Annotated in this window: 19 protein-coding genes; all 19 read left to right on the top strand. The window is 61.5% G+C overall.

The features are described 5' to 3' along the window. Positions 1-171: 171 nt before the first annotated feature. The 19 genes from ABVN20_RS28720 (at position 172) to nuoL (ending at position 21,252) form a co-directional block, all read left to right on the top strand. Entirely contained in the window at positions 172-618 is a 447-nt protein-coding gene (locus ABVN20_RS28720) for an NUDIX hydrolase (protein WP_368559163.1), read from the top strand. Between the two features lie 59 nt (positions 619-677). Beyond that, on the top strand, positions 678-1,811 hold the full coding sequence (gene mnmA / locus ABVN20_RS28715; protein WP_368559162.1) for a tRNA 2-thiouridine(34) synthase MnmA: 1,134 nt from the start codon (positions 678-680) through the stop codon (positions 1,809-1,811). After that, a complete protein-coding gene (gene hflD / locus ABVN20_RS28710; RefSeq protein ID WP_368559161.1) occupies positions 1,808-2,431 on the top strand; it encodes a high frequency lysogenization protein HflD in 624 nt (207 codons plus the stop codon). Before mnmA ends, hflD begins: the two co-directional genes overlap by 4 nt. 126 nt (positions 2,432-2,557) lie before the next feature. Then, positions 2,558-3,928 carry an adenylosuccinate lyase gene (purB, locus tag ABVN20_RS28705; RefSeq protein WP_368559160.1) on the top strand — a complete coding sequence of 457 codons (1,371 nt, stop codon included), beginning with the start codon at positions 2,558-2,560 and terminating at the stop codon, positions 3,926-3,928. 86 nt (positions 3,929-4,014) lie between these two features. Next, the gene (locus ABVN20_RS28700) at positions 4,015-5,184 is read left to right on the top strand and encodes a cupin domain-containing protein (RefSeq protein ID WP_368559159.1); all 1,170 of its coding nucleotides are present in this window, start codon (positions 4,015-4,017) and stop codon (positions 5,182-5,184) included. Then, the gene (locus ABVN20_RS28695; RefSeq protein WP_368559158.1) at positions 5,177-5,602 is read left to right on the top strand and encodes a GNAT family N-acetyltransferase; all 426 of its coding nucleotides are present in this window, start codon (positions 5,177-5,179) and stop codon (positions 5,600-5,602) included. Before ABVN20_RS28700 ends, ABVN20_RS28695 begins: the two co-directional genes overlap by 8 nt. A gap of 260 nt (positions 5,603-5,862) precedes the next feature. Then, positions 5,863-6,624 (top strand): secretin N-terminal domain-containing protein, encoded by a 762-nt coding sequence (locus ABVN20_RS28690; RefSeq protein WP_368559157.1) that lies wholly within the window; start codon positions 5,863-5,865, stop codon positions 6,622-6,624. 474 nt (positions 6,625-7,098) lie between these two features. Next, positions 7,099-8,424, top strand: a complete 1,326-nt coding sequence (gene aceA / locus ABVN20_RS28685; protein ID WP_019689825.1) for an isocitrate lyase — start codon at positions 7,099-7,101, stop codon at positions 8,422-8,424. Positions 8,425-9,356: 932 nt separating this feature from the next. Then, positions 9,357-9,770, top strand: a complete 414-nt coding sequence (locus ABVN20_RS28680; RefSeq protein ID WP_077045930.1) for an NADH-quinone oxidoreductase subunit A — start codon at positions 9,357-9,359, stop codon at positions 9,768-9,770. Positions 9,771-9,780: 10 nt separating this feature from the next. Beyond that, positions 9,781-10,455, top strand: a complete 675-nt coding sequence (locus tag ABVN20_RS28675; RefSeq protein ID WP_368559156.1) for an NADH-quinone oxidoreductase subunit B family protein — start codon at positions 9,781-9,783, stop codon at positions 10,453-10,455. 72 nt (positions 10,456-10,527) lie between these two features. Next, positions 10,528-12,312, top strand: coding sequence for an NADH-quinone oxidoreductase subunit C/D (gene nuoC / locus ABVN20_RS28670; protein WP_368559155.1), 1,785 nt, complete (start codon positions 10,528-10,530; stop codon positions 12,310-12,312). A 2-nt stretch (positions 12,313-12,314) separates the two neighbouring features. Next, the gene (gene nuoE / locus ABVN20_RS28665; RefSeq protein ID WP_368559154.1) at positions 12,315-12,812 is read left to right on the top strand and encodes an NADH-quinone oxidoreductase subunit NuoE; all 498 of its coding nucleotides are present in this window, start codon (positions 12,315-12,317) and stop codon (positions 12,810-12,812) included. Continuing rightward, entirely contained in the window at positions 12,809-14,164 is a 1,356-nt protein-coding gene (gene nuoF, locus ABVN20_RS28660) for an NADH-quinone oxidoreductase subunit NuoF (RefSeq protein WP_368559153.1), read from the top strand. The genes nuoE and nuoF overlap by 4 nt, the downstream gene beginning before the upstream one ends. A gap of 137 nt (positions 14,165-14,301) precedes the next feature. After that, positions 14,302-17,016, top strand: coding sequence for an NADH-quinone oxidoreductase subunit NuoG (nuoG, locus tag ABVN20_RS28655; RefSeq protein WP_368559152.1), 2,715 nt, complete (start codon positions 14,302-14,304; stop codon positions 17,014-17,016). Beyond that, positions 17,013-18,020: an NADH-quinone oxidoreductase subunit NuoH gene (nuoH, locus tag ABVN20_RS28650; RefSeq protein ID WP_368559151.1), complete on the top strand. Its 1,008-nt coding sequence runs from the start codon at positions 17,013-17,015 to the stop codon at positions 18,018-18,020. The genes nuoG and nuoH overlap by 4 nt, the downstream gene beginning before the upstream one ends. A gap of 9 nt (positions 18,021-18,029) precedes the next feature. Then, positions 18,030-18,578, top strand: a complete 549-nt coding sequence (gene nuoI / locus ABVN20_RS28645) for an NADH-quinone oxidoreductase subunit NuoI (RefSeq protein WP_192304871.1) — start codon at positions 18,030-18,032, stop codon at positions 18,576-18,578. Positions 18,579-18,587: 9 nt separating this feature from the next. Beyond that, the gene (nuoJ, locus tag ABVN20_RS28640; protein ID WP_368559150.1) at positions 18,588-19,091 is read left to right on the top strand and encodes an NADH-quinone oxidoreductase subunit J; all 504 of its coding nucleotides are present in this window, start codon (positions 18,588-18,590) and stop codon (positions 19,089-19,091) included. Between the two features lie 2 nt (positions 19,092-19,093). Next, complete coding sequence (gene nuoK, locus ABVN20_RS28635; protein ID WP_368559149.1) at positions 19,094-19,402, top strand: NADH-quinone oxidoreductase subunit NuoK; 309 nt, start codon at positions 19,094-19,096, stop codon at positions 19,400-19,402. Beyond that, a complete protein-coding gene (gene nuoL, locus ABVN20_RS28630) occupies positions 19,399-21,252 on the top strand; it encodes an NADH-quinone oxidoreductase subunit L (protein ID WP_368559148.1) in 1,854 nt (617 codons plus the stop codon). The genes nuoK and nuoL overlap by 4 nt, the downstream gene beginning before the upstream one ends. The last annotated feature ends 17 nt before the right edge of the window (positions 21,253-21,269 follow it).

Here is a 21,269-nt window from a genome sequence, read left to right as displayed (position 1 = left end):
CCGTGCCGGGGTTTGTGTTTCTGGCCCTCACCACAACTCCCCCTGTAGGAGCTGGCTTGCCAGCGATGGCGATTCAACTGTCACCCTTGATGCAGGCTGACCCACCGCTATCGCTGGCAAGCCAGCTCCTACAGGGGTTAGTGTGATGACATTTACACATCGAGGACTCCCATGGACTGGCAACCCCACATCACCGTCGCCACGATCGTCGAGGACAACGGCCGTTTCCTGATGGTCGAAGAGACCAAGCACGGGCGCAACGTACTCAACCAGCCCGCTGGCCACCTGGACCCAAACGAGACCCTGACCGAGGCCGCCGTGCGCGAAACCCTCGAGGAAACCGGCTGGGACGTCGAGCCAACCGGCGTGCTGGGTATCTACCTGTACACCGCCCCCAGCAACGGCGTGACCTATCAACGGGTGTGCTTCATCGCCAAAGCCCTGAAACACCACCCGGACTATCAACTGGACGACGGCATCGTCCGTGCCCGCTGGCTGACCCGCGATGAACTGATCGAGCAGCGCGAGCACTGGCGCAGCGAGCTGATCATGCGCTGCATCGACGATTATCTGGACGGCAAACACTTCGGTCTCGAACTGATCCGCCCTTCTCTTTAGCCTTGTGGGCCGCAGCCTGATAGAATCGCGTCCTTTTTCAAGACACTCATTGAATCCCTATGCGTGATCCAGCCCCTTCTGACACACAAAAGAAGCGCGTCATTGTCGGCATGTCCGGCGGCGTGGACTCTTCCGTTTCCGCCCTCCTGCTGATCGAGCAGGGTTATGAGGTGGAAGGCCTGTTCATGAAGAACTGGGAAGAAGACGATGGAACGGAATACTGCACCGCCATGGATGACCTGGCGGACGCCCAGGCCGTGTGCGACAAGATTGGCATCAAGCTGCACACCGCCAACTTCGCCGCCGAGTACTGGGACAACGTGTTCGAGCACTTCCTGGCCGAATACAAGGCCGGCCGCACGCCGAACCCGGACATCCTGTGCAACCGCGAAATCAAGTTCAAGGCGTTCCTCGACTACGCCATGATGCTCGGCGCCGACCTGATCGCCACCGGTCACTATGTGCGCCGCCGCGACATCGACGGCCGCACCGAACTGCTCAAGGGCCTGGACCCGAACAAGGACCAGAGCTACTTCCTGCACGCCGTCGGCGGTGAACAGATCGCCAAGACCCTGTTCCCGGTCGGCGAGCTGGAAAAACCGCAAGTGCGGGCGATTGCCGAGAAATACGAGCTGGCCACCGCCAAGAAGAAGGATTCCACCGGGATCTGCTTCATCGGCGAACGCCGCTTCAGCGACTTCCTCAAGCAGTACCTGCCGGCGCAGCCGGGCGAGATCAAGACCACCGAAGGCGAAGTCATCGGCCGCCACCATGGCCTGATGTACCACACCATCGGCCAGCGCCAGGGCCTGGGCATCGGCGGCCTGAAAGACGCTGGCGACGAGCCATGGTATGTCCTGATCAAGGACCTGGAGCACAACGAGCTGATCGTCGGCCAGGGCAATGACCACCCGTACCTGTTCTCCCGCGCCCTGCTCGCCTCGGACATCTATTGGGTCAACCCGATCGACCTCAGCCAGCCGCGCAAGCTGACCGCCAAGGTCCGTTATCGCCAGGGCGACCAGCCGTGCACGCTGGAAAAGACCGCCACCGGCTATCGCGCCACCTTCGATGACCCGCAGCGCGCAGTCACGCCGGGGCAATCGGTGGTGTTCTACGACGGTGAAGTCTGCCTGGGCGGCGGCGTCATCGAAGTGGCCGAGCCATGGACCAGCAAGAGCAACGCCTCATGAGCCCCATGCAGGAGCAACTGACGGCACTGGGCGGCGTGTTTCTCGCCGCCGTGCTGGTGGACAGGATCGCCAAGACCGGCCAGACCAGCGAAGCCGGCCTGACCTGCATGCTCGGCAGCCTGCTGATCCGCGACCCCAAGGACACCCTGGAAGTCTACGGTGGCGACGACCTCAACCTGCGTGAAGGTTATCGCGCCCTGATCGGCGCCCTGGAGCGCGATCCGAGCACGCTGCAACGCGAGCCACTGCGCTACGCCCTGGCGATGCTGGGCCTGGAGCGGCAACTGGCCAAGCGCGACGACATGCTGGAGGTGATCGGCAAGCGCCTGCCGCAGATCCAGTCCCAGGTCGAGCACTTCGGCCCGGCCCACGAAAACGTGATCGCCGCGTGCGGCGCCCTGTACCAGGACACCCTGAGCACTTTGCGCCAGCGGATTCAGGTACACGGCGACATGCGCAACCTGCAACAACCGAGCAACGCCTCGAAGATTCGTGCCCTGCTGCTGGCAGGCATCCGTTCGGCGCGCCTGTGGCGCCAGTTGGGCGGGCATCGCTGGCAACTGGTGATCAGCCGCAAGAAACTGCTCAAAGAGCTTTACCCGCTGATGCGCAGCAGCTGAAACGCACCTGCAAGACTTTGTTTGACGAGTAACGCGTAAGACGCTGGTCAGTTGGCAACGGACCGGCGGATTTTTTCATGTATGATACGCGCCCCATTTCGTTGCCCGACTGTCCGAGAACACCCCATGCAGCTCTCTTCGCTCACTGCGGTTTCCCCTGTTGACGGCCGCTACGCCGGCAAAACCCAGGCCCTGCGCCCAATTTTCAGCGAGTACGGCCTGATCCGTGCCCGCGTTCTGGTTGAAGTGCGCTGGCTCCAGCGCCTGGCCGCTCACCCGGGTATCGGCGAAGTGCCGGCGTTCTCCGCCGAAGCCAACGCCGTGCTGAACGCCCTGGCAGAAAACTTCTCCCTGGAGCACGCCGAGCGCGTCAAAGAGATCGAACGCACCACCAACCACGACGTCAAGGCGATCGAGTACCTGCTCAAGGAGCAAGCGGCCAAGTTGCCGGAACTGGCGGCCGTCAGCGAATTCATCCACTTTGCCTGCACCAGCGAGGACATCAACAACCTGTCCCACGCCCTGATGCTGCGCGAAGGCCGTGATGATGTGATGCTGCCGCTGATGCGCCAGACCGCCGAAGCCATCCGTGAACTGGCCATCCGCTTCGCCGACGTGCCGATGCTGTCGCGCACCCATGGCCAGGCCGCATCGCCGACCACCCTGGGCAAGGAACTGGCGAACGTGGTTTACCGCCTGGAGCGCCAGATCGCCCAGGTCGCAGCCGTTCCGCTGCTGGGCAAGATCAACGGTGCCGTGGGCAACTACAACGCCCACCTGTCGGCCTACCCGGAAATCGACTGGGAAGCCAACGCCCGCGCCTTCATCGAAGACGAGCTGGGCCTGAACTTCAACCCGTACACCACGCAGATCGAGCCGCACGACTACATCGCCGAGCTGTTCGACGCGATCGCCCGCTTCAACACCATCCTGATCGACTTCGACCGCGACATCTGGGGCTACATCTCCCTGGGCTACTTCAAGCAGCGCACCATCGCCGGCGAAATCGGTTCGTCGACCATGCCGCACAAGGTCAACCCGATCGACTTCGAAAACTCCGAAGGCAACCTGGGTATCGCCAACGCCCTGTTCCAGCACCTGGCGAGCAAGCTACCGATCTCCCGCTGGCAGCGCGACCTGACCGACTCCACCGTACTGCGCAACCTCGGTGTCGGCTTCGCCCACAGCGTGATCGCGTACGAAGCCAGCCTCAAGGGCATCAGCAAGCTGGAGCTCAACGCGCCGAAAATCGCCGCTGACCTGGACGCCTGCTGGGAAGTCCTGGCCGAGCCGATCCAGACGGTCATGCGTCGCTACAACATCGAAAACCCGTACGAGAAGCTCAAAGAGTTGACCCGTGGCAAGGGTATCAGCCCTGAAGCGCTGCAAACTTTCATCGACGGACTGGACATGCCTGCCGCCGCCAAGGCCGAGCTGAAACTGCTCACCCCGGCGAACTACATCGGCAACGCCGTGGCACAAGCCAAGCGCATCTGATCGAACGCTCTACCCGTTTAAGACGCCCGGCCGCGCCGGGCGTTTTTATTCCAGTCTGAAAAGTGCTTTTTTTCAATAGGTTACACATGAACTCTGATACTCCTCTTCAACTTCTGGGCGGCATCACGGCGCGCGAGTTCCTGCGCGACTACTGGCAGAAAAAACCGCTGCTGATCCGCCAGGCGATTCCCGATTTCGAAAGCCCGATCGAGCCGGACGAACTGGCTGGCCTGGCGCTGGAAGAAGAAGTCGAATCGCGCCTGGTGATCGAACACGGCGAGACCCCTTGGGAAATGCGCCGCGGCCCGTTCGCCGAAGACGAATTCAGCAAGCTGCCGGAACGCGACTGGACCCTGCTGGTCCAGGCTGTCGACCAGTTCGTGCCGGAAGTCGCCGAACTGCTCGAGCAATTCCGCTTCCTGCCGAGCTGGCGTATCGACGACGTGATGATGAGCTTCGCCGCCCCGGGTGGCAGCGTCGGCCCGCACTTCGACAACTACGACGTGTTCCTGCTGCAGGGCCACGGTAAGCGCAACTGGAAAATCGGCCAGATGTGCAACACCGAAAGCCCGCTGCTGCCACACGCCGACCTGCGCATCCTGTCCGACTTCGACACCACCGACGAGTGGGTCCTGGAGCCGGGCGACATGCTCTACCTGCCACCGCGCCTGGCCCACTGGGGCGTGGCCGTGGACGACTGCCTGACCTACTCGGTGGGCTTCCGTGCCCCGAGCGCCGCTGAAGTGCTGACCCACTTCACCGACTTCCTCAGCCAGTTCCTCTCCGACGAAGAGCGCTACACCGACGCCGACGCCCTGCCGGCGGCCGATCCGCACCAGATTCAGCACGATGCCCTGGATCGCCTCAAGGGCCTGTTGGCCGAGCACATGGGCGACGAGCGCCTGCTGCTGACCTGGTTCGGCCAGTTCATGACCGAGCCGCGTTATCCGGAGCTGGTGACCGGCCTGGAAGACCTTGAGGAAGACGACATGCTCGCCAGCCTGCAGGATGGCGCGGTGCTGATCCGCAACCCGAGCGCCCGCCTGGCCTGGTCCGAAGTCGACGAAGACCTGATGCTCTTCGCCAGCGGCCAGAGCCGTTACCTGCCGGGCAAGCTGCGCGAGCTGCTGAAAATGATTTGCGCCGCCGATGCGCTGCACATCGACAACCTCGGCAAATGGCTGAGCGACGAAGACGGTCGCGGCCTGCTGTGCGAACTGATCAAGCAAGGAAGCCTGGGATTTGCCGATGAATAAAATTCACGTACGTGTCGCAGACTGGCAAAAGGATAACGCCGAGATCCGGCGCATTCGTGAAACGGTGTTCATCGCCGAGCAAGCCGTTCCACCTGAACTGGAATGGGATGCCGACGATGCCACGGCCGTGCACTTCCTCGCCTTCGAAGGCGACTTCCCGATTGGCACCGCCCGCCTGCTGCCCGACGGGCATGTGGGCCGGGTTTCGGTGCTGAGGGACTGGCGCGGCCTGAAGGTCGGCGATGCACTGATGCAAGCGGTGATCGGTGAAGCCGAGAAACGCGGGCTCAAGCAGCAGATGCTCAGCGCCCAGGTGCAGGCCACGGCGTTCTATGAGCGCCTGGGGTTCTGCATGGTCAGCGAGGAGTTCCTGGAAGCCGGGATTCCGCATGTCGATATGGTTCGACATTCGGCCTGAGCCCGCGCCGCGAGCAACACCCAAGACGCCCCGCCATTGAACGATGCCGGGGCGTTTTGCCGTCTACGATTCAACTTGCCCCACAGGACGCCGACAAACTGGCAATATCGAAGCATTACTCTTTCCCTGTAGGAGCGAGCTTGCTCGCGATGAACGTCAACGATGACGCCGTACACCTGAATAACCGCGGCGACTGATAAACCATCGCGAGCAAGCTCGCTCCTACAGAAGACCGTTCACAGAAGCCGGAGATAACGGATATGTCCCTACGCACCCTGCTCACCACCCTGCTGCTCGGCTGCAGCTTTTCGGTGATGGCAGCCACAGAAGTCGTACCGCTCAACTACCACACCAGTGCCGACATGCTGCCTATGGCCCAGGACTTCATCGGTCAGGATGGCAAAGTGAGCGCCTATGGCAATCAGCTGATCGTCAACGCCGATCAACGCAAGATCGACGAACTCAAGGCCCTTATCGCCCAGCTCGACACCCAGCCCAAGCGCTTGCTGATCACCGTCGACACCAACGAAAACAACTTCCAGGGCGACCAGGGGTTTTCGGTGAACGGCGCCAAACCCAGCCAGACCCGGATCATCAACCGCAGCACCGACAGTCGCGACGGCGGCATTCAGCAAGTCCAGGCCAGCGAAGGCGCTCCGGCACTGATCCAGGTCGGCCAGAGCGTGCCGCTGACCAGCACGCAGACCGACTCCTACGGCGATCTGCGCAGCCAGACCGAATACCGCAACGTCACCCAGGGTTTTTATGTCACCGCCAACGTCACTGGCGAAATCGTCCACCTGTCGATCAGTACCAACCGTGACCGCATGAGCCAGGAACGTCCCGATGTAGTGAACGTGCAAAGTACCGACACAACCGTCACCGGACGCCTCGGCGAGTGGATCACCCTGGCCGGTGTCAACCGCCAGACCCAGGCCGACAAACAGGGCCTGACCCGCAGCTACTCGACTCAAGGGCGGGATGACATGACCCTGCGGGTGAAAGTCGATACTTTGGACTAAAGCACCGAAAACTGACTGATTAGTCGTATTAGACCAAAGATGTAGTGCTCGAAAAAAAGCACTACAAAACGTTTGACGACGCAAACAAGCGAAGGCATGATGGCCTCGCTCCCGCTAATCAGGGGCCCTGGCAAGGGCCTTCGAGGCGCAGTTTGCATCTACCCCGCGAACCGCTTCGTGTCTGTACCGCCCACAAGGTGTGTTTGACGAGATTGTCGACTGGAACGAAGTTGTCCCGAGGGACGGAAGCGTATTTAGGTAATCCGGCATCACACTGAAGCTCGCATCAAGGCCCACGACGCCCCGATGTGCCCGGCAGTTCGCCCTTACCTGCTCACTTCCCCTCGAGCCCATCGTTCACCCCGTCGCCAGTCCCGCCGAATCCGACTTGACCATCCAAGCTTCTGGTCAGCGAGCGCATGAATATTCCACCGCAGAACAACTTTTCATAAAGACGCGACGAGGTTTATCTCCATGGCACTGACACGCGAACAGCAAATTGCAGCCCTTGAAAAAGACTGGGCTGAAAACCCGCGCTGGAAAGGCGTGACACGCACCTACTCCGCTGCTGACGTCGTCCGCCTGCGTGGCTCGGTTCAACCAGAGCACACCTTTGCAAAAATGGGCGCCGAGAAGCTGTGGAACCTGGTCACCCAGGGTGCCAAGCCAGCCTTCCGTCCTGAGAAAGATTTCGTCAACTGCATGGGCGCCCTGACCGGCGGCCAGGCTGTGCAACAAGTCAAGGCCGGCATCCAGGCGATTTACCTGTCCGGCTGGCAGGTTGCCGCGGACAACAACTCCGCCGAGTCGATGTACCCTGACCAGTCGCTGTACCCGGTGGACTCGGTTCCAACCGTGGTCAAGCGCATCAACAACTCGTTCCGTCGCGCCGACCAGATCCAGTGGAAAGCCGGCAAGAACCCGGGCGATGAAGGCTACATCGACTACTTCGCGCCGATCGTGGCTGACGCCGAAGCCGGTTTCGGTGGCGTACTGAACGCCTACGAGCTGATGAAGAGCATGATCGAAGCAGGCGCCGCCGGCGTTCACTTCGAAGACCAACTGGCTTCCGTGAAAAAATGCGGTCACATGGGCGGCAAGGTACTGGTTCCGACCCAGGAAGCTGTGCAGAAACTGACCGCTGCCCGCCTGGCGGCTGACGTTGCCGGCACGCCGACCATCATCCTGGCCCGCACCGACGCCAACGCGGCTGACCTGCTGACCTCCGACTGCGACCCGTACGACCAGCCGTTCGTGACTGGCGAGCGCACCCAGGAAGGTTTCTACAAAGTCCGTGCCGGCCTGGACCAGGCCATCGCTCGCGGCCTGGCCTACGCGCCGTACGCCGACCTGATCTGGTGCGAAACCGCCAAGCCGGACCTGGACGAAGCCCGTCGCTTCGCCGAAGCGATCAAGAAGGAATACCCGGACCAACTGCTGTCGTACAACTGCTCGCCTTCCTTCAACTGGAAGAAAAACCTGGACGACGCGACCATCGCCAAGTTCCAGCGCGAACTGTCCGCCATGGGCTACAAGCACCAGTTCATCACCCTGGCCGGCATTCACAACATGTGGCACAGCATGTTCAACCTGGCGCACGACTACGCCCGCAACGACATGACCGCCTACGTGAAGCTGCAAGAGCAGGAATTCGCCGACGCCGCCAAAGGCTACACCTTCGTGGCTCACCAGCAGGAAGTGGGCACCGGCTACTTCGACGACATGACCACCGTGATCCAGGGCGGCTCGTCCTCGGTGACCGCGCTGACCGGTTCGACTGAAGAAGAGCAGTTCCACTGATACACCGCTCGCCTGAGCGAGGGCCCTTGCGGACCGAGTAAAAAGCAACCGCAAGGCCTGTGATCTGAAGCCCCGACGTGTTCGGGGCTTTTTTTCGCCTGTCGATTGCCCCAACAGCCACGGCGACGACCCTGTGGGAGCGAGCCTGCTCGCGATAGGCGTTAACGATGACGCGGGTCAGCCTGATGCCCCACGGTGCCTGCACCACCATCGCGAGCAAGCTCGCTCCTACAGAATCACACCGCCCCACTGTGGGAGCGAGCCTGCTCGCGATGCTCGTCAACGATGACGCGGGTCTGCCCGATGCTCCACGGTGCCTGCGCCACCATCGCGAGCAAGCTCGCTCCTACAGGGTCACACCGCCCCACTGTGGGAGCGGGCTTGCTCGCGATGGGCGTTAACGATGATGCGGGTGTGCCTGATGCCCCACGGTGTCTGTGCGGCCATCGCGAGCTTGCTCGCTCCTACAGGATCACATTGCTGGCTACCTTTCCCTGCAGTGGCAAAAAAATCACCACATCGCACACCCGCCCACATTGATCCGGATCACTGTCAGCTCAGGAAAAACCGGGTAAAACGTCGCAGCACAATACTTGCAATAACGAACATATAAGAAAGCGTGTGAAACCCAATCCGGATAACCAGTTTTAAAAACCGCCGCAAACAATATTGATTATCATTTAGCGGCAACTATGTTCGTTACATCTCTCACAAAACATAATTGATGAAAAGCTGGCTAATGCCCGCAACGCCTGGGCTGAAGGGGCTTTGGAGGTGTGCTATGTCCTTATTCCTATAAATAATTTCGCTATAGGAATTTTACTTGCACGGTGTTTAGCCATAAAATCAGCAGGATTGATTGCTGCGACATATCGTCACTGCTTTGTTCTTTCAAGCTCAGAGACCTTTGCTCTCTGTTAAGGATTACCAGCATGCCCGAAGCGACAGGACTCATGGCCCACAACTGGGGCTTTGCCATTTTCCTTCTAGGCGTCATCGGCCTCTGTGCCTTCATGCTGGGCGTTTCCAGCCTCCTCGGGTCAAAAGCCTGGGGCCGCAGCAAAAACGAACCGTTCGAGTCCGGCATGCTACCTACAGGTGGCGCCCGCTTGCGGCTCTCTGCCAAATTCTATCTGGTCGCGATGCTCTTCGTGATCTTCGATATCGAAGCCCTCTTTCTCTTTGCATGGTCTGTGTCCGTCCGCGAAAGCGGCTGGACCGGATTCGTCGAAGCTCTCGTTTTCATAGCAATTCTGTTGGCAGGTCTTGTCTACCTGTTCCGAGTGGGCGCCCTTGACTGGGCTCCGGAAGCTCGTCGCAAGCGGCAGGCGAAGCTGAAACAATGAGGCTTTGGCAATGCAATACAATCTCACCAGGATCGACCCTGATGCTCCTAACGAGCAGTACCCGATCGGCCAACGGGAAACCGTAGCCGATCCGTTAGAGGATCAAGTCCACAAAAACATTTTCATGGGCAAGCTGGAAGACGTGCTTAACGGCACGATCAACTGGGGGCGCAAGAATTCCCTGTGGCCGTACAACTTCGGCCTCTCCTGCTGCTACGTGGAAATGACCACCGCCTTCACGGCGCCCCACGACATCGCGCGCTTCGGCGCCGAAGTTATCCGGGCATCACCGCGTCAGGCCGACTTCATGGTTATCGCCGGTACCTGCTTCGTCAAGATGGCGCCGATCATCCAGCGTCTCTACGAGCAGATGCTCGAACCTAAATGGGTTATCTCCATGGGTTCGTGCGCCAACTCGGGTGGCATGTACGACATCTACTCTGTGGTTCAAGGGGTGGACAAGTTCCTGCCCGTGGATGTTTACGTGCCTGGCTGCCCGCCTCGCCCTGAAGCTTTCCTGCAAGGCTTGATGCTGTTGCAGGAGTCGATTGGCCAGGAGCGTCGCCCACTTTCCTGGGTCGTTGGTGATCAAGGCGTTTATCGCGCCGAGATGCCATCGGAAAAGGAAAAGCGCCGCGAACAGCGTATTCAGGTAACCAACCTGCGCAGCCCCGACGAAGTCTGATCCAGTTCTGCTGTTTCAAAGAAACGAAAAACTGGCTTCATTCTTTACGTTGACCGAAAGCGATAAATAACCATGACTACAGGCAGTGCTCTGTACATCCCGCCTTACAAGGCAGACGACCAGGATGTGGTCGTCGAACTGAACAACCGTTTTGGCCCGGAGGCGTTCACCGCCCAGCCCACCCGCACCGGCATGCCGGTGCTTTGGGTTGCCCGCGCCAAACTCGTCGAAGTCCTGACCTTCCTGCGCAACCTGCCCAAGCCGTACGTCATGCTCTATGACCTGCACGGCGTGGACGAGCGTCTGCGCACCAAGCGTCAAGGGCTGCCCGGCGGCGCCGACTTCACCGTGTTCTATCACCTGATGTCGATCGAACGTAACAGCGACGTGATGATCAAGGTCGCGTTGTCCGAAGGCGACCTCAGCCTGCCGAGCGTCACCAGCATCTGGCCGAACGCCAACTGGTACGAGCGCGAAGTCTGGGACATGTACGGCATCGACTTCAAAGGCCACCCTCACCTGTCGCGCATCATGATGCCGCCGACCTGGGAAGGTCACCCGCTGCGCAAGGACTTCCCGGCGCGCGCCACCGAGTTCGATCCGTTCACCCTGAACCTGGCCAAGCAGCAGCTCGAAGAAGAGTCCGCACGCTTCAAGCCGGAAGACTGGGGCATGAAACGCTCCGGCCCGAACGAGGACTACATGTTCCTCAACCTGGGTCCGAACCACCCTTCGGCGCACGGTGCGTTCCGCATCATCCTGCAGCTGGACGGTGAAGAGATCGTCGACTGCGTACCCGACATCGGCTACCACCACCGTGGTGCCGAGAAGATGGCCGAGCGTCAGTCCTGGCACAGCTTCATTCCGTACACCGACCGTATCGACTACCTCGGCGGCGTGATGAACAACCTGCCGTACGTGCTCTCGGTCGAGAAGCTGGCCGGCATCAAGGTTCCGGAAAAAGTCGACGTCATCCGCATCATGATGGCCGAGTTCTTCCGCATCACCAGCCACCTGCTGTTCCTGGGTACCTACATCCAGGACGTGGGCGCCATGACCCCGGTGTTCTTCACCTTCACCGACCGCCAGCGCGCGTACACGGTGATCGAAGCCATTACCGGTTTCCGTCTGCACCCGGCCTGGTACCGCATCGGCGGCGTCGCTCACGACCTGCCACGCGGCTGGGAAAAACTGGTGAAAGACTTCGTCGAGTGGATGCCAAAGCGTCTGGACGAGTACCAGAAAGCCGCCCTGGACAACAGCATCCTGCGTGGCCGGACCATCGGCGTCGCCGACTACAACACCAAGCAAGCCCTGGAATGGGGTGTCACCGGTGCCGGTCTGCGTTCCACCGGTTGCGACTTCGACCTGCGCAAGGCCCGTCCGTACTCGGGCTACGAAAACTTCGAATTCGAAGTGCCGCTGGCCGCCAATGGCGATGCCTATGACCGTTGCATCGTGCGCGTGGAAGAAATGCGCCAGAGCATCCGGATCATCGACCAGTGCCTGCGCAACATGCCGGAAGGCCCGTACAAGGCGGATCACCCGCTGACCACGCCGCCGCCGAAAGAGCGCACGCTGCAGCACATCGAAACCTTGATCACGCACTTCCTGCAAGTTTCGTGGGGCCCGGTCATGCCGGCCAACGAATCCTTCCAGATGATCGAAGCGACCAAGGGCATCAACAGTTATTACCTGACGAGCGATGGCGGCACCATGAGCTACCGCACCCGGATCCGCACCCCAAGCTTCGCCCACCTGCAACAGATCCCTTCGGTGATCAAAGGCAGCATGGTCGCGGACTTGATCGCGTACCTGGGTAGTATCGACTTCGTTATGGCCGACGTGGACCGCTAAGCATGAACAGCACGCTTATCCAGACAGACCGTTTCACCTTGAGTGAAACCGAGCGCTCGGCCATCGAGCACGAGCTGCATCACTACGAAGACCCGCGCGCGGCGTCCATCGAAGCCCTGAAGATCGTCCAGAAGGAACGCGGCTGGGTGCCGGACGGCGCCCTGTACGCCATCGGCGAAATCCTCGGCATCCCGGCCAGCGACGTTGAAGGCGTGGCGACGTTCTATAGTCAGATCTTCCGTCAACCGGTAGGTCGCCACATCATTCGCGTCTGCGACAGCATGGTCTGCTACATCGGCGGCCACGAGTCCGTGGTCAGCCAGATCCAGAACGAGCTGGGCATTGGCCTGGGCCAGACCACCAGCGACGGTCGCTTCACCTTGCTGCCGGTCTGCTGCCTCGGCAACTGCGACAAGGCACCGGCGCTGATGATCGACGACGACACGTTCGGTGATGTGCAACCGGCCGGCGTTGCCAAACTGCTCGAGGGCTACGTATGACCCTGACTTCCTTCGGTCCTGCCAACCGCATCAAGCGTTCGGCCGAGACCCATCCGCTCACCTGGCGTCTGCGTGACGACGGCGAAGCTGTCTGGCTCGACGAGTACCAGGCCAAGAACGGTTATGCCGCCGCGCGCAAGGCCTTCGCCGACATGGGCCAGGACGACATCGTCCAGACCGTGAAAGACGCCGGCCTCAAGGGCCGCGGCGGTGCGGGCTTCCCCACTGGCGTGAAGTGGGGCCTGATGCCGAAAGACGAATCCATCAACATCCGTTACCTGCTGTGCAACGCGGATGAAATGGAACCCAACACCTGGAAAGACCGCATGCTGATGGAGCAACTGCCCCATCTGCTGATCGAAGGCATGCTGATCAGTGCCCGCGCACTGAAAACCTACCGTGGCTACATCTTCCTGCGTGGCGAGTACACCACCGCCGCCAAGCACCTCAACCGTGCCGTGGAAGAAGCCAAGGCAGCGGGCCTTCTGGGCAAGAACATCCTGGGCAGCGGCTTCGACTTCGAACTGTTCGTCCACACCGGCGCCGGGCGTTACATCTGCGGTGAAGAAACTGCACTGATCAACTCCCTCGAAGGCCGCCGCGCCAACCCGCGCTCCAAGCCGCCCTTCCCTGCCGCCGTTGGCGTGTGGGGCAAGCCGACCTGCGTGAACAACGTCGAAACCCTGTGCAACGTGCCGGCGATCATCGCCGACGGCGTGGACTGGTACAAATCGTTGGCCCGCGAAGGCAGCGAAGACATGGGCACCAAGCTCATGGGCTTCTCCGGCAAGGTCAAGAACCCGGGCCTGTGGGAACTGCCTTTTGGCGTCACCGGTCGCGAGCTGTTCGAAGACTACGCCGGCGGCATGCGCGACGGTTACCAGCTCAAGGCCTGGCAGCCAGGCGGCGCCGGTACCGGCTTCCTGTTGCCGGAGCACCTGGATGCACAAATGTATGCCGGCGGCATCGCCAAGGTGGGCACCCGCATGGGTACCGGCCTGGCCATGGCGGTGGACGACAGCATCAACATGGTGTCCCTGCTGCGCAACATGGAGCAGTTCTTCGCCCGCGAATCCTGCGGTTTCTGCACCCCGTGCCGTGACGGCTTGCCATGGAGCGTCAAGCTTCTGATGGCGATCGAGAACGGTCAGGGCCAAGCCGGCGACATCGAGACCCTGCTGGGTCTGGTGAACTTCCTCGGCCCAGGCAAGACCTTCTGTGCTCACGCACCGGGCGCCGTGGAACCGTTGGGCAGCGCAATCAAATACTTCCGCCACGAGTTCGAAGCCGGCATCGCGCCTACCAGCGCCGCCGTCCCGCCTCTGGCAAAGCCGATCGTAGTCGGCGCGTAAACGCTTGAAAAAAGCGAAGGGTCCGTGCCCTTCGCTTTTCGTGCGATGACGCCTTTGCAGGCTGTGTTGATTCGCGCGAGTAACCAGATTCCATTAGCCACGCCCGCTGACAACGGGCCAACGAAGAACTTTGAACAATGGCCACTATCCACGTAGACGGCAAAGCGCTCGAAGTCGACGGGGCAGACAACCTGTTACAGGCATGTCTGTCGCTAGGCCTCGATATTCCGTATTTCTGCTGGCACCCTGCCCTGGGCAGCGTTGGCGCTTGCCGCCAGTGCGCGGTCAAGCAGTACACCGACGAGAACGACACCCGTGGTCGTATCGTCATGTCCTGCATGACCCCTGCCACCGACAACACCTGGATCTCCATCGACGATGAAGAATCCAAGGCCTTCCGCGCCAGTGTCGTCGAATGGCTGATGACCAACCACCCGCACGACTGCCCGGTCTGTGAGGAAGGCGGTCACTGCCACCTGCAAGACATGACCGTGATGACCGGCCACAACGAGCGCCGTTATCGCTTCAAGAAACGTACCCACCAGAACCAGCAGCTGGGCCCGTTCATTTCCCACGAGATGAACCGCTGCATCGCCTGCTACCGTTGCGTGCGTTTCTACAAGGACTACGCCGGCGGCACCGACCTGGGCGTCTATGGCGCCCACGACAACGTGTACTTCGGTCGCGTTGAAGACGGCACCCTGGAAAGCGAGTTCTCCGGCAACCTCACCGAGGTCTGCCCGACCGGTGTGTTCACCGACAAGACCCACTCCGAGCGCTACAACCGCAAGTGGGACATGCAGTTCGCCCCGAGCATCTGCCATGGCTGCTCCAGCGGTTGCAACATCTCCCCGGGCGAGCGTTACGGTGAACTGCGTCGTATCGAAAACCGCTTCAACGGTTCGGTCAACCAGTACTTCCTGTGCGACCGTGGCCGCTTCGGTTATGGCTACGTCAACCGCACCGACCGTCCACGTCAGCCGCTGCTGGCCAACGGCACCAAGCTGGGCCTGGACGAGGCGCTGGATAAAGCCGCCGACCTGCTGCGCGGTCGCAACATCGTCGGTATCGGTTCGCCCCGTGCCAGCCTCGAAAGCAACTACGCGTTGCGCGAACTGGTCGGCGCCGAGCACTTCTACTCGGGTATCGAAGCGGCTGAACTGGAGCGTATCCGCCTGGTTCTGCAAGTACTCAAAGACAGCCCGCTGCCTGTGCCGAACATGCGCGACATCGAAGACCACGACGCCGTGTTCGTCCTCGGTGAAGACCTGACCCAGACCGCTGCTCGCATGGCCCTGGCCCTGCGCCAATCGGTCAAGGGCAAGGCCGAGGACATGGCCGACGCCATGCGCGTCCAGCCTTGGCTCGACGCCGCCGTGAAGAACATCGGCCAGCACGAGCTGAACCCGCTGTTCATCGCGACCCTGGCTGAAACCAAGCTCGACGACATCGCCGAGGAGTGTGTACACGCCGCTCCTGACGATCTGGCGCGCATCGGTTTCGCCGTGGCCCACGCCCTCGATGCCAGCGCACCAGCCGTCGAAGGCCTGGACAGCGAAGCCCAGGAACTGGTCAAGCGCATCGCCGACGCCCTGCTGGCAGCCAAGCGTCCACTGATCATCGCTGGTACCTCGCTGGGTTCCAAGGCGCTGATCGAAGCGGCCGCCAACATCGCCAAGGCGCTGAAGCTGCGCGAGAAGAACGGCTCCATCAGCCTGGTCGTACCTGAGGCGAACAGCCTCGGCCTGGCCATGCTCGGTGGCGAGTCGGTCGATGCCGCGCTGCAAGCCGTCATCGACGGCCGTGCCGACGCCATCGTCGTGCTGGAAAACGATCTGTACACCCGTACCGACAAGGCGCGCGTCGATGCCGCCCTGACCGCGGCAAAAGTGGTGATCGTTGCCGACCACCAGAAAACCGCCACGGCCGACCGTGCGCACCTGGTCCTGCCCGCGGCGAGCTTCGCCGAAGGCGACGGTACCCTGGTCAGCCAGGAAGGTCGCGCCCAGCGCTTCTTCCAGGTCTTCGACCCGCAATACATGGACGCCAGCATCCTGGTTCACGAAGGCTGGCGCTGGCTGCACGCCCTGCGCGCCACCCTGCTGAACCAGCCGATCGACTGGACCCAGCTGGACCACGTCACCGCTGCCGTTGCCTCGAGCACGCCGCAACTGGCGCGCATCGTCGATGCCGCTCCGTCCGCCGCGTTCCGCATCAAGGGCCTGAAGCTGGCGCGTGAACCGCTGCGCTACTCCGGTCGTACCGCCATGCGCGCCGACATCAGCGTGCACGAGCCGCGTACTCCGCAAGACAAGGACACCGCGTTCGCCTTCTCCATGGAAGGTTATTCGGGTTCGGCCGAACCGCGTCAGCAAGTGCCGTTCGCCTGGTCGCCGGGCTGGAACTCGCCGCAAGCCTGGAACAAGTTCCAGGACGAAGTCGGTGGTCACATCCGCGCTGGCGACCCGGGCACCCGCCTGATCGAAAGCAGTGGTGATTCGCTGAACTGGTTCGCCAGTGTTCCGCGCGCCTTCAACCCGGCCCAGGGCACCTGGCAAGCCGTGCCATTCTTCCACCTGTTCGGCAGCGAAGAGAACTCTTCCAAAGCCGCGCCGGTGCAGGAACGCATCCCGGCCGCCTACGTCGCACTGGCCAAGTCCGAAGCCGATCGCCTGGGTGTCAACGACGGCGCCCTGCTGAGCTTGAACGTGGCCGGCCAGACCCTGCGTCTGCCGCTGCGCATCAACGAAGAGCTGGGTGCTGGCCTGGTGGCCTTGCCGGCCGGTATCGCAGGCATTCCGCCAGCGATCGCAGGCCTTTCCGTTGACGGTCTGCAGGAGGCAGCGCAATGACCTGGTTCACGCCTGAAGTGATTGACGTGATCATCGCGGTCCTCAAGGCCATCGTGATTCTGCTCGCCGTGGTGGTGTGCGGCGCGCTGCTCAGCTGGGTCGAGCGTCGCCTGCTCGCCCTCTGGCAGGACCGTTACGGTCCGAACCGCGTCGGCCCGTTCGGCGCGTTCCAGATCGCGGCCGACATGATCAAGATGTTTTTCAAGGAGGACTGGACCCCGCCGTTCGCCGACAAGATGATCTTCACCCTGGCACCGGTCGTGGCCATGAGCGCCCTGCTGATTGCCTTCGCGATCATCCCGGTCACCCCGACCTGGGGCGTGGCGGACCTGAACATCGGCATCCTGTTCTTCTTCGCCATGGCTGGCCTGTCGGTGTACGCGGTGTTGTTCGCCGGCTGGTCGAGCAACAACAAGTTCGCCCTGCTGGGCAGCCTGCGGGCCTCGGCCCAGACCGTGTCGTACGAAGTGTTCATGGGCCTGTCGCTGATGGGCATCGTGATCCAGGTCGGCTCGTTCAACATGCGCGACATCGTTGACTACCAGGCCCAGAACCTGTGGTTCATCATCCCGCAGATCTTCGGTTTCCTGACCTTCTTCATCGCCGGCGTCGCCGTGACTCACCGTCACCCGTTCGACCAGCCGGAAGCGGAACAGGAACTGGCCGACGGTTACCACATTGAATATGCCGGCATGAAATGGGGCATGTTCTTCGTCGGCGAGTACATCGGCATCGTGCTGATCTCGGCGCTGCTGGTGACCCTGTTCTTCGGTGGCTGGCACGGTCCGTTCAACATCCTGCCGCAGATCCCGTTCATCTGGTTCGCACTGAAAACCGCGTTCTTCATCATGATCTTCATCCTGCTGCGCGCCTCGATCCCGCGCCCACGGTATGACCAAGTGATGGATTTCAGCTGGAAGTTCTGCCTGCCGCTGACCCTCGTCAACATGCTGGTGACCGCTGCGATCGTGTTGCTCAACACGCCCGCCGTCGCGGCTCAGTGAGGATAGAGAATCATGAAGTACATTTTTGACATCGTGCATGGCCTCTACACCCAGCTTCGCAGCCTGGTGATGATTTTCGGCCACGCCTTCCGCAAGCGCGACACGCTGCAGTACCCGGAAGAACCGGTCTACCTGCCGCCGCGCTACCGTGGCCGTATCGTCCTGACCCGTGACCCCGATGGCGAAGAGCGTTGCGTAGCCTGCAACCTGTGCGCCGTGGCCTGCCCGGTCGGGTGCATCTCGCTGCAGAAAGCTGAAACCGAAGACGGTCGCTGGTACCCGGACTTCTTCCGCATCAACTTCTCACGCTGCATTTTCTGCGGCCTCTGCGAGGAAGCCTGCCCGACCACCGCGATCCAGCTGACCCCGGATTTCGAGATGGCCGAGTTCAAACGTCAGGACCTGGTTTACGAGAAAGAAGATCTGCTGATCTCCGGCCCCGGCAAAAACCCTGATTACAACTTCTATCGTGTTGCAGGTATGGCGATTGCGGGCAAGCCGAAAGGCGCCGCGCAGAACGAAGCCGAACCGATCAACGTGAAGAGCTTGCTGCCTTAAGGAAGAAAGATGGAATTCGCTTTCTATTTCGCATCGGGTATCGCTGTGGTGTCCACGCTTCGCGTGATCACCCACACCAACCCCGTGCACGCCCTGCTCTACCTGATCATTTCGCTGATCGCCGTGGCCATGACGTTCTTCGCCCTCGGCGCACCGTTTGCCGGTGTCCTGGAAGTGATCGCCTACGCTGGCGCCATCATGGTGCTGTTCGTGTTCGTGGTGATGATGCTGAACCTGGGCCCGGCCTCGGTCCAGCAGGAGCGCGTCTGGCTCAAGCCCGGAATCTGGGGCGGGCCGGCTGCACTCGCCGCCCTGCTGCTGGTTGAACTGCTGTACGTATTGTTCTCCCAGCAGACCGGCCAGGCCATCGGCCACACCACCGTAGACGCCAAGGCCGTGGGCATCAGCCTGTTCGGTCCGTACCTGCTGGTGGTCGAACTCGCCTCGATGCTGCTGCTTGCCGCAGCCGTCACGGCGTTCCACCTGGGCCGCAACGAAGCCAAGGAGCAATGACAATGGGTGCTATCCCCTTGGAGCATGGTCTGGCAGTCGCCGGCATCCTGTTCTGCCTCGGCCTCGTTGGCCTGATGGTGCGCCGCAACATTCTTTTCGTGCTGATGAGCCTGGAGGTCATGATGAATGCCTCCGCACTGGCGTTCATCGTTGCCGGTAGCCGCTGGGCACAGCCGGATGGACAGATCATGTTCATCCTGGTGATCAGCCTGGCAGCCGCCGAGGCCAGTATCGGCCTGGCGATTCTGTTGCAGCTGTATCGCCGCTTCCACACGCTCGATATCGACGCTGCCAGTGAGATGCGCGGATGAACCTACTCTTTCTGACTTTCGTATTCCCTCTGATCGGTTTCCTGCTGCTGTCGTTCTCCCGTGGACGCATCTCGGAAAACCTGGCGGCCCTGATCGGCGTCGGCTCCGTCGGCCTGTCGGCGATTGTCGCCGCCTACGTGATCTGGCAATTCAACGTCGCCCCGCCTGAAGGCGGTCACTACACCCAGGTGTTGTGGCAGTGGATGGCGGTGGAAGGCTTCACGCCGAACTTCGCCCTGTACCTGGACGGCCTGTCCGTGACCATGCTGGGTGTGGTCGTGGGCGTGGGCTTCCTGATCCACCTGTTCGCCTCGTGGTACATGCGCGGTGAAGCCGGTTACTCGCGCTTCTTCGCCTACACCAACCTGTTCATCGCCAGCATGCTGTTCCTGATACTGGGCGATAACCTGTTGTTCCTGTACTTCGGCTGGGAAGGCGTGGGCCTGTGCTCGTACCTGTTGATCGGTTTCTACTACAGCAACCGCAACAACGGTAACGCGGCACTCAAGGCGTTCATCGTCACCCGCATCGGCGACGTGTTCATGGCCATCGGCCTGTTCATCCTGTTCGTGCAACTGGGTACCCTCAACGTCCAGGAACTGCTGGTGCTGGCACCGCAGAAATTCCAGGCCGGCGATTTCTGGATGGTCCTGGCCACCCTGATGCTGCTGGGTGGCGCGGTCGGTAAATCGGCGCAACTGCCGCTGCAAACCTGGTTGGCGGATGCGATGGCCGGCCCTACCCCGGTTTCGGCACTGATCCACGCCGCGACCATGGTGACCGCCGGTGTCTACCTGATCGCCCGTACCCATGGCTTGTTCAGCCTGGCGCCGGAGATCCTGCACCTGGTTGGCCTGGTCGGTGGCGTGACGCTGGTACTGGCCGGTTTTGCCGCGCTGGTACAGACCGACATCAAGCGTATCCTCGCCTACTCGACCATGAGCCAGATCGGCTACATGTTCCTGGCGCTGGGTGTGGGTGCCTGGGATGGCGCGATTTTCCACCTGATGACCCACGCCTTCTTCAAGGCCCTGCTGTTCCTTGCTTCCGGTGCGGTGATCGTTGCCTGCCACCACGAGCAGAACATCTTCAAGATGGGCGGCCTGTGGAAGAAACTGCCACTGGCCTACGCCAGCTTCATCGTCGGCGGCGCGGCCCTGGCGGCCCTGCCACTGGTGACCGCAGGCTTCTACTCCAAGGACGAAATCCTCTGGGAAGCGTTCGCCAGCGGTAACCAGGGTCTGCTCTACGCAGGTCTGGTCGGCGCGTTCATGACCTCGCTGTACACCTTCCGCCTGATCTTCATCGCGTTCCACGGTGAAGCCAAGACCGAAGCCCACGCTGGCCACGGCATCGCCCACTGGCTGCCACTGTCGGTGCTGATCGTGCTGTCGACCTTCGTCGGCGCCATGATCGTTCCACCGCTGCATGGCGTACTGCCACAAAGCGTCGGCCACGCCGGCGGCGAAGCCAAGCACAGCCTGGAAATCGCCTCGGGCGCCATCGCCCTGGCCGGTATCCTGCTGGCTGCGCTGCTGTTCCTCGGCAAGCGTCGTTTCGTCACCGCCATCGCCAACAGCGGCATCGGCCGTCTCCTTTCGGCCTGGTGGTTCGCTGCCTGGGGCTTCGACTGGATCTACGACAAACTGTTCGTCAAGCCATACCTGGCGATCAGCCACATCCTGCGCAAAGACCCGCTGGACCAGACCATTGGCCTGATCCCGCGTATGGCCAAAGGCGGCCACACCGCCCTGAGCCGTACCGAAACCGGTCAACTGCGTTGGTACGCGGCCTCGATGGCAGCCGGCTCCGTGCTGGTCATCGGCGCCATTGTGCTGGTAGCGGTGTGAATATGAACCTTGCGAAC

It is taken from the genome of Pseudomonas sp. MYb118 (genome assembly GCF_040947875.1).
In the GTDB taxonomy this organism is placed as follows: Bacteria; Pseudomonadota; Gammaproteobacteria; order Pseudomonadales; family Pseudomonadaceae; genus Aquipseudomonas.
This window is presented reverse-complemented; position numbering and strand designations above follow the sequence as displayed.

Bases quoted from the DNA above. Each gene is read 5' to 3' on its own strand.
- nuoH (WP_368559151.1), top strand. From the start codon at position 17,013: ATGACCTGGTTCACGCCTGAAGTGATTGACGTGATCATCGCGGTCCTC.
- purB (WP_368559160.1), top strand. From the start codon at position 2,558: ATGCAGCTCTCTTCGCTCACTGCGGTTTCCCCTGTTGACGGCCGCTAC.
- nuoJ (WP_368559150.1), top strand. From the start codon at position 18,588: ATGGAATTCGCTTTCTATTTCGCATCGGGTATCGCTGTGGTGTCCACG.
- ABVN20_RS28680 (WP_077045930.1), top strand. From the start codon at position 9,357: ATGCCCGAAGCGACAGGACTCATGGCCCACAACTGGGGCTTTGCCATT.
- ABVN20_RS28700 (WP_368559159.1), top strand. From the start codon at position 4,015: ATGAACTCTGATACTCCTCTTCAACTTCTGGGCGGCATCACGGCGCGC.
- nuoG (WP_368559152.1), top strand. From the start codon at position 14,302: ATGGCCACTATCCACGTAGACGGCAAAGCGCTCGAAGTCGACGGGGCA.
- nuoK (WP_368559149.1), top strand. From the start codon at position 19,094: ATGGGTGCTATCCCCTTGGAGCATGGTCTGGCAGTCGCCGGCATCCTG.
- mnmA (WP_368559162.1), top strand. From the start codon at position 678: ATGCGTGATCCAGCCCCTTCTGACACACAAAAGAAGCGCGTCATTGTC.
- aceA (WP_019689825.1), top strand. From the start codon at position 7,099: ATGGCACTGACACGCGAACAGCAAATTGCAGCCCTTGAAAAAGACTGG.
- hflD (WP_368559161.1), top strand. From the start codon at position 1,808: ATGAGCCCCATGCAGGAGCAACTGACGGCACTGGGCGGCGTGTTTCTC.
- nuoF (WP_368559153.1), top strand. From the start codon at position 12,809: ATGACCCTGACTTCCTTCGGTCCTGCCAACCGCATCAAGCGTTCGGCC.
- ABVN20_RS28695 (WP_368559158.1), top strand. From the start codon at position 5,177: ATGAATAAAATTCACGTACGTGTCGCAGACTGGCAAAAGGATAACGCC.
- nuoL (WP_368559148.1), top strand. From the start codon at position 19,399: ATGAACCTACTCTTTCTGACTTTCGTATTCCCTCTGATCGGTTTCCTG.
- ABVN20_RS28690 (WP_368559157.1), top strand. From the start codon at position 5,863: ATGTCCCTACGCACCCTGCTCACCACCCTGCTGCTCGGCTGCAGCTTT.
- ABVN20_RS28675 (WP_368559156.1), top strand. From the start codon at position 9,781: ATGCAATACAATCTCACCAGGATCGACCCTGATGCTCCTAACGAGCAG.
- nuoE (WP_368559154.1), top strand. From the start codon at position 12,315: ATGAACAGCACGCTTATCCAGACAGACCGTTTCACCTTGAGTGAAACC.
- nuoC (WP_368559155.1), top strand. From the start codon at position 10,528: ATGACTACAGGCAGTGCTCTGTACATCCCGCCTTACAAGGCAGACGAC.
- ABVN20_RS28720 (WP_368559163.1), top strand. From the start codon at position 172: ATGGACTGGCAACCCCACATCACCGTCGCCACGATCGTCGAGGACAAC.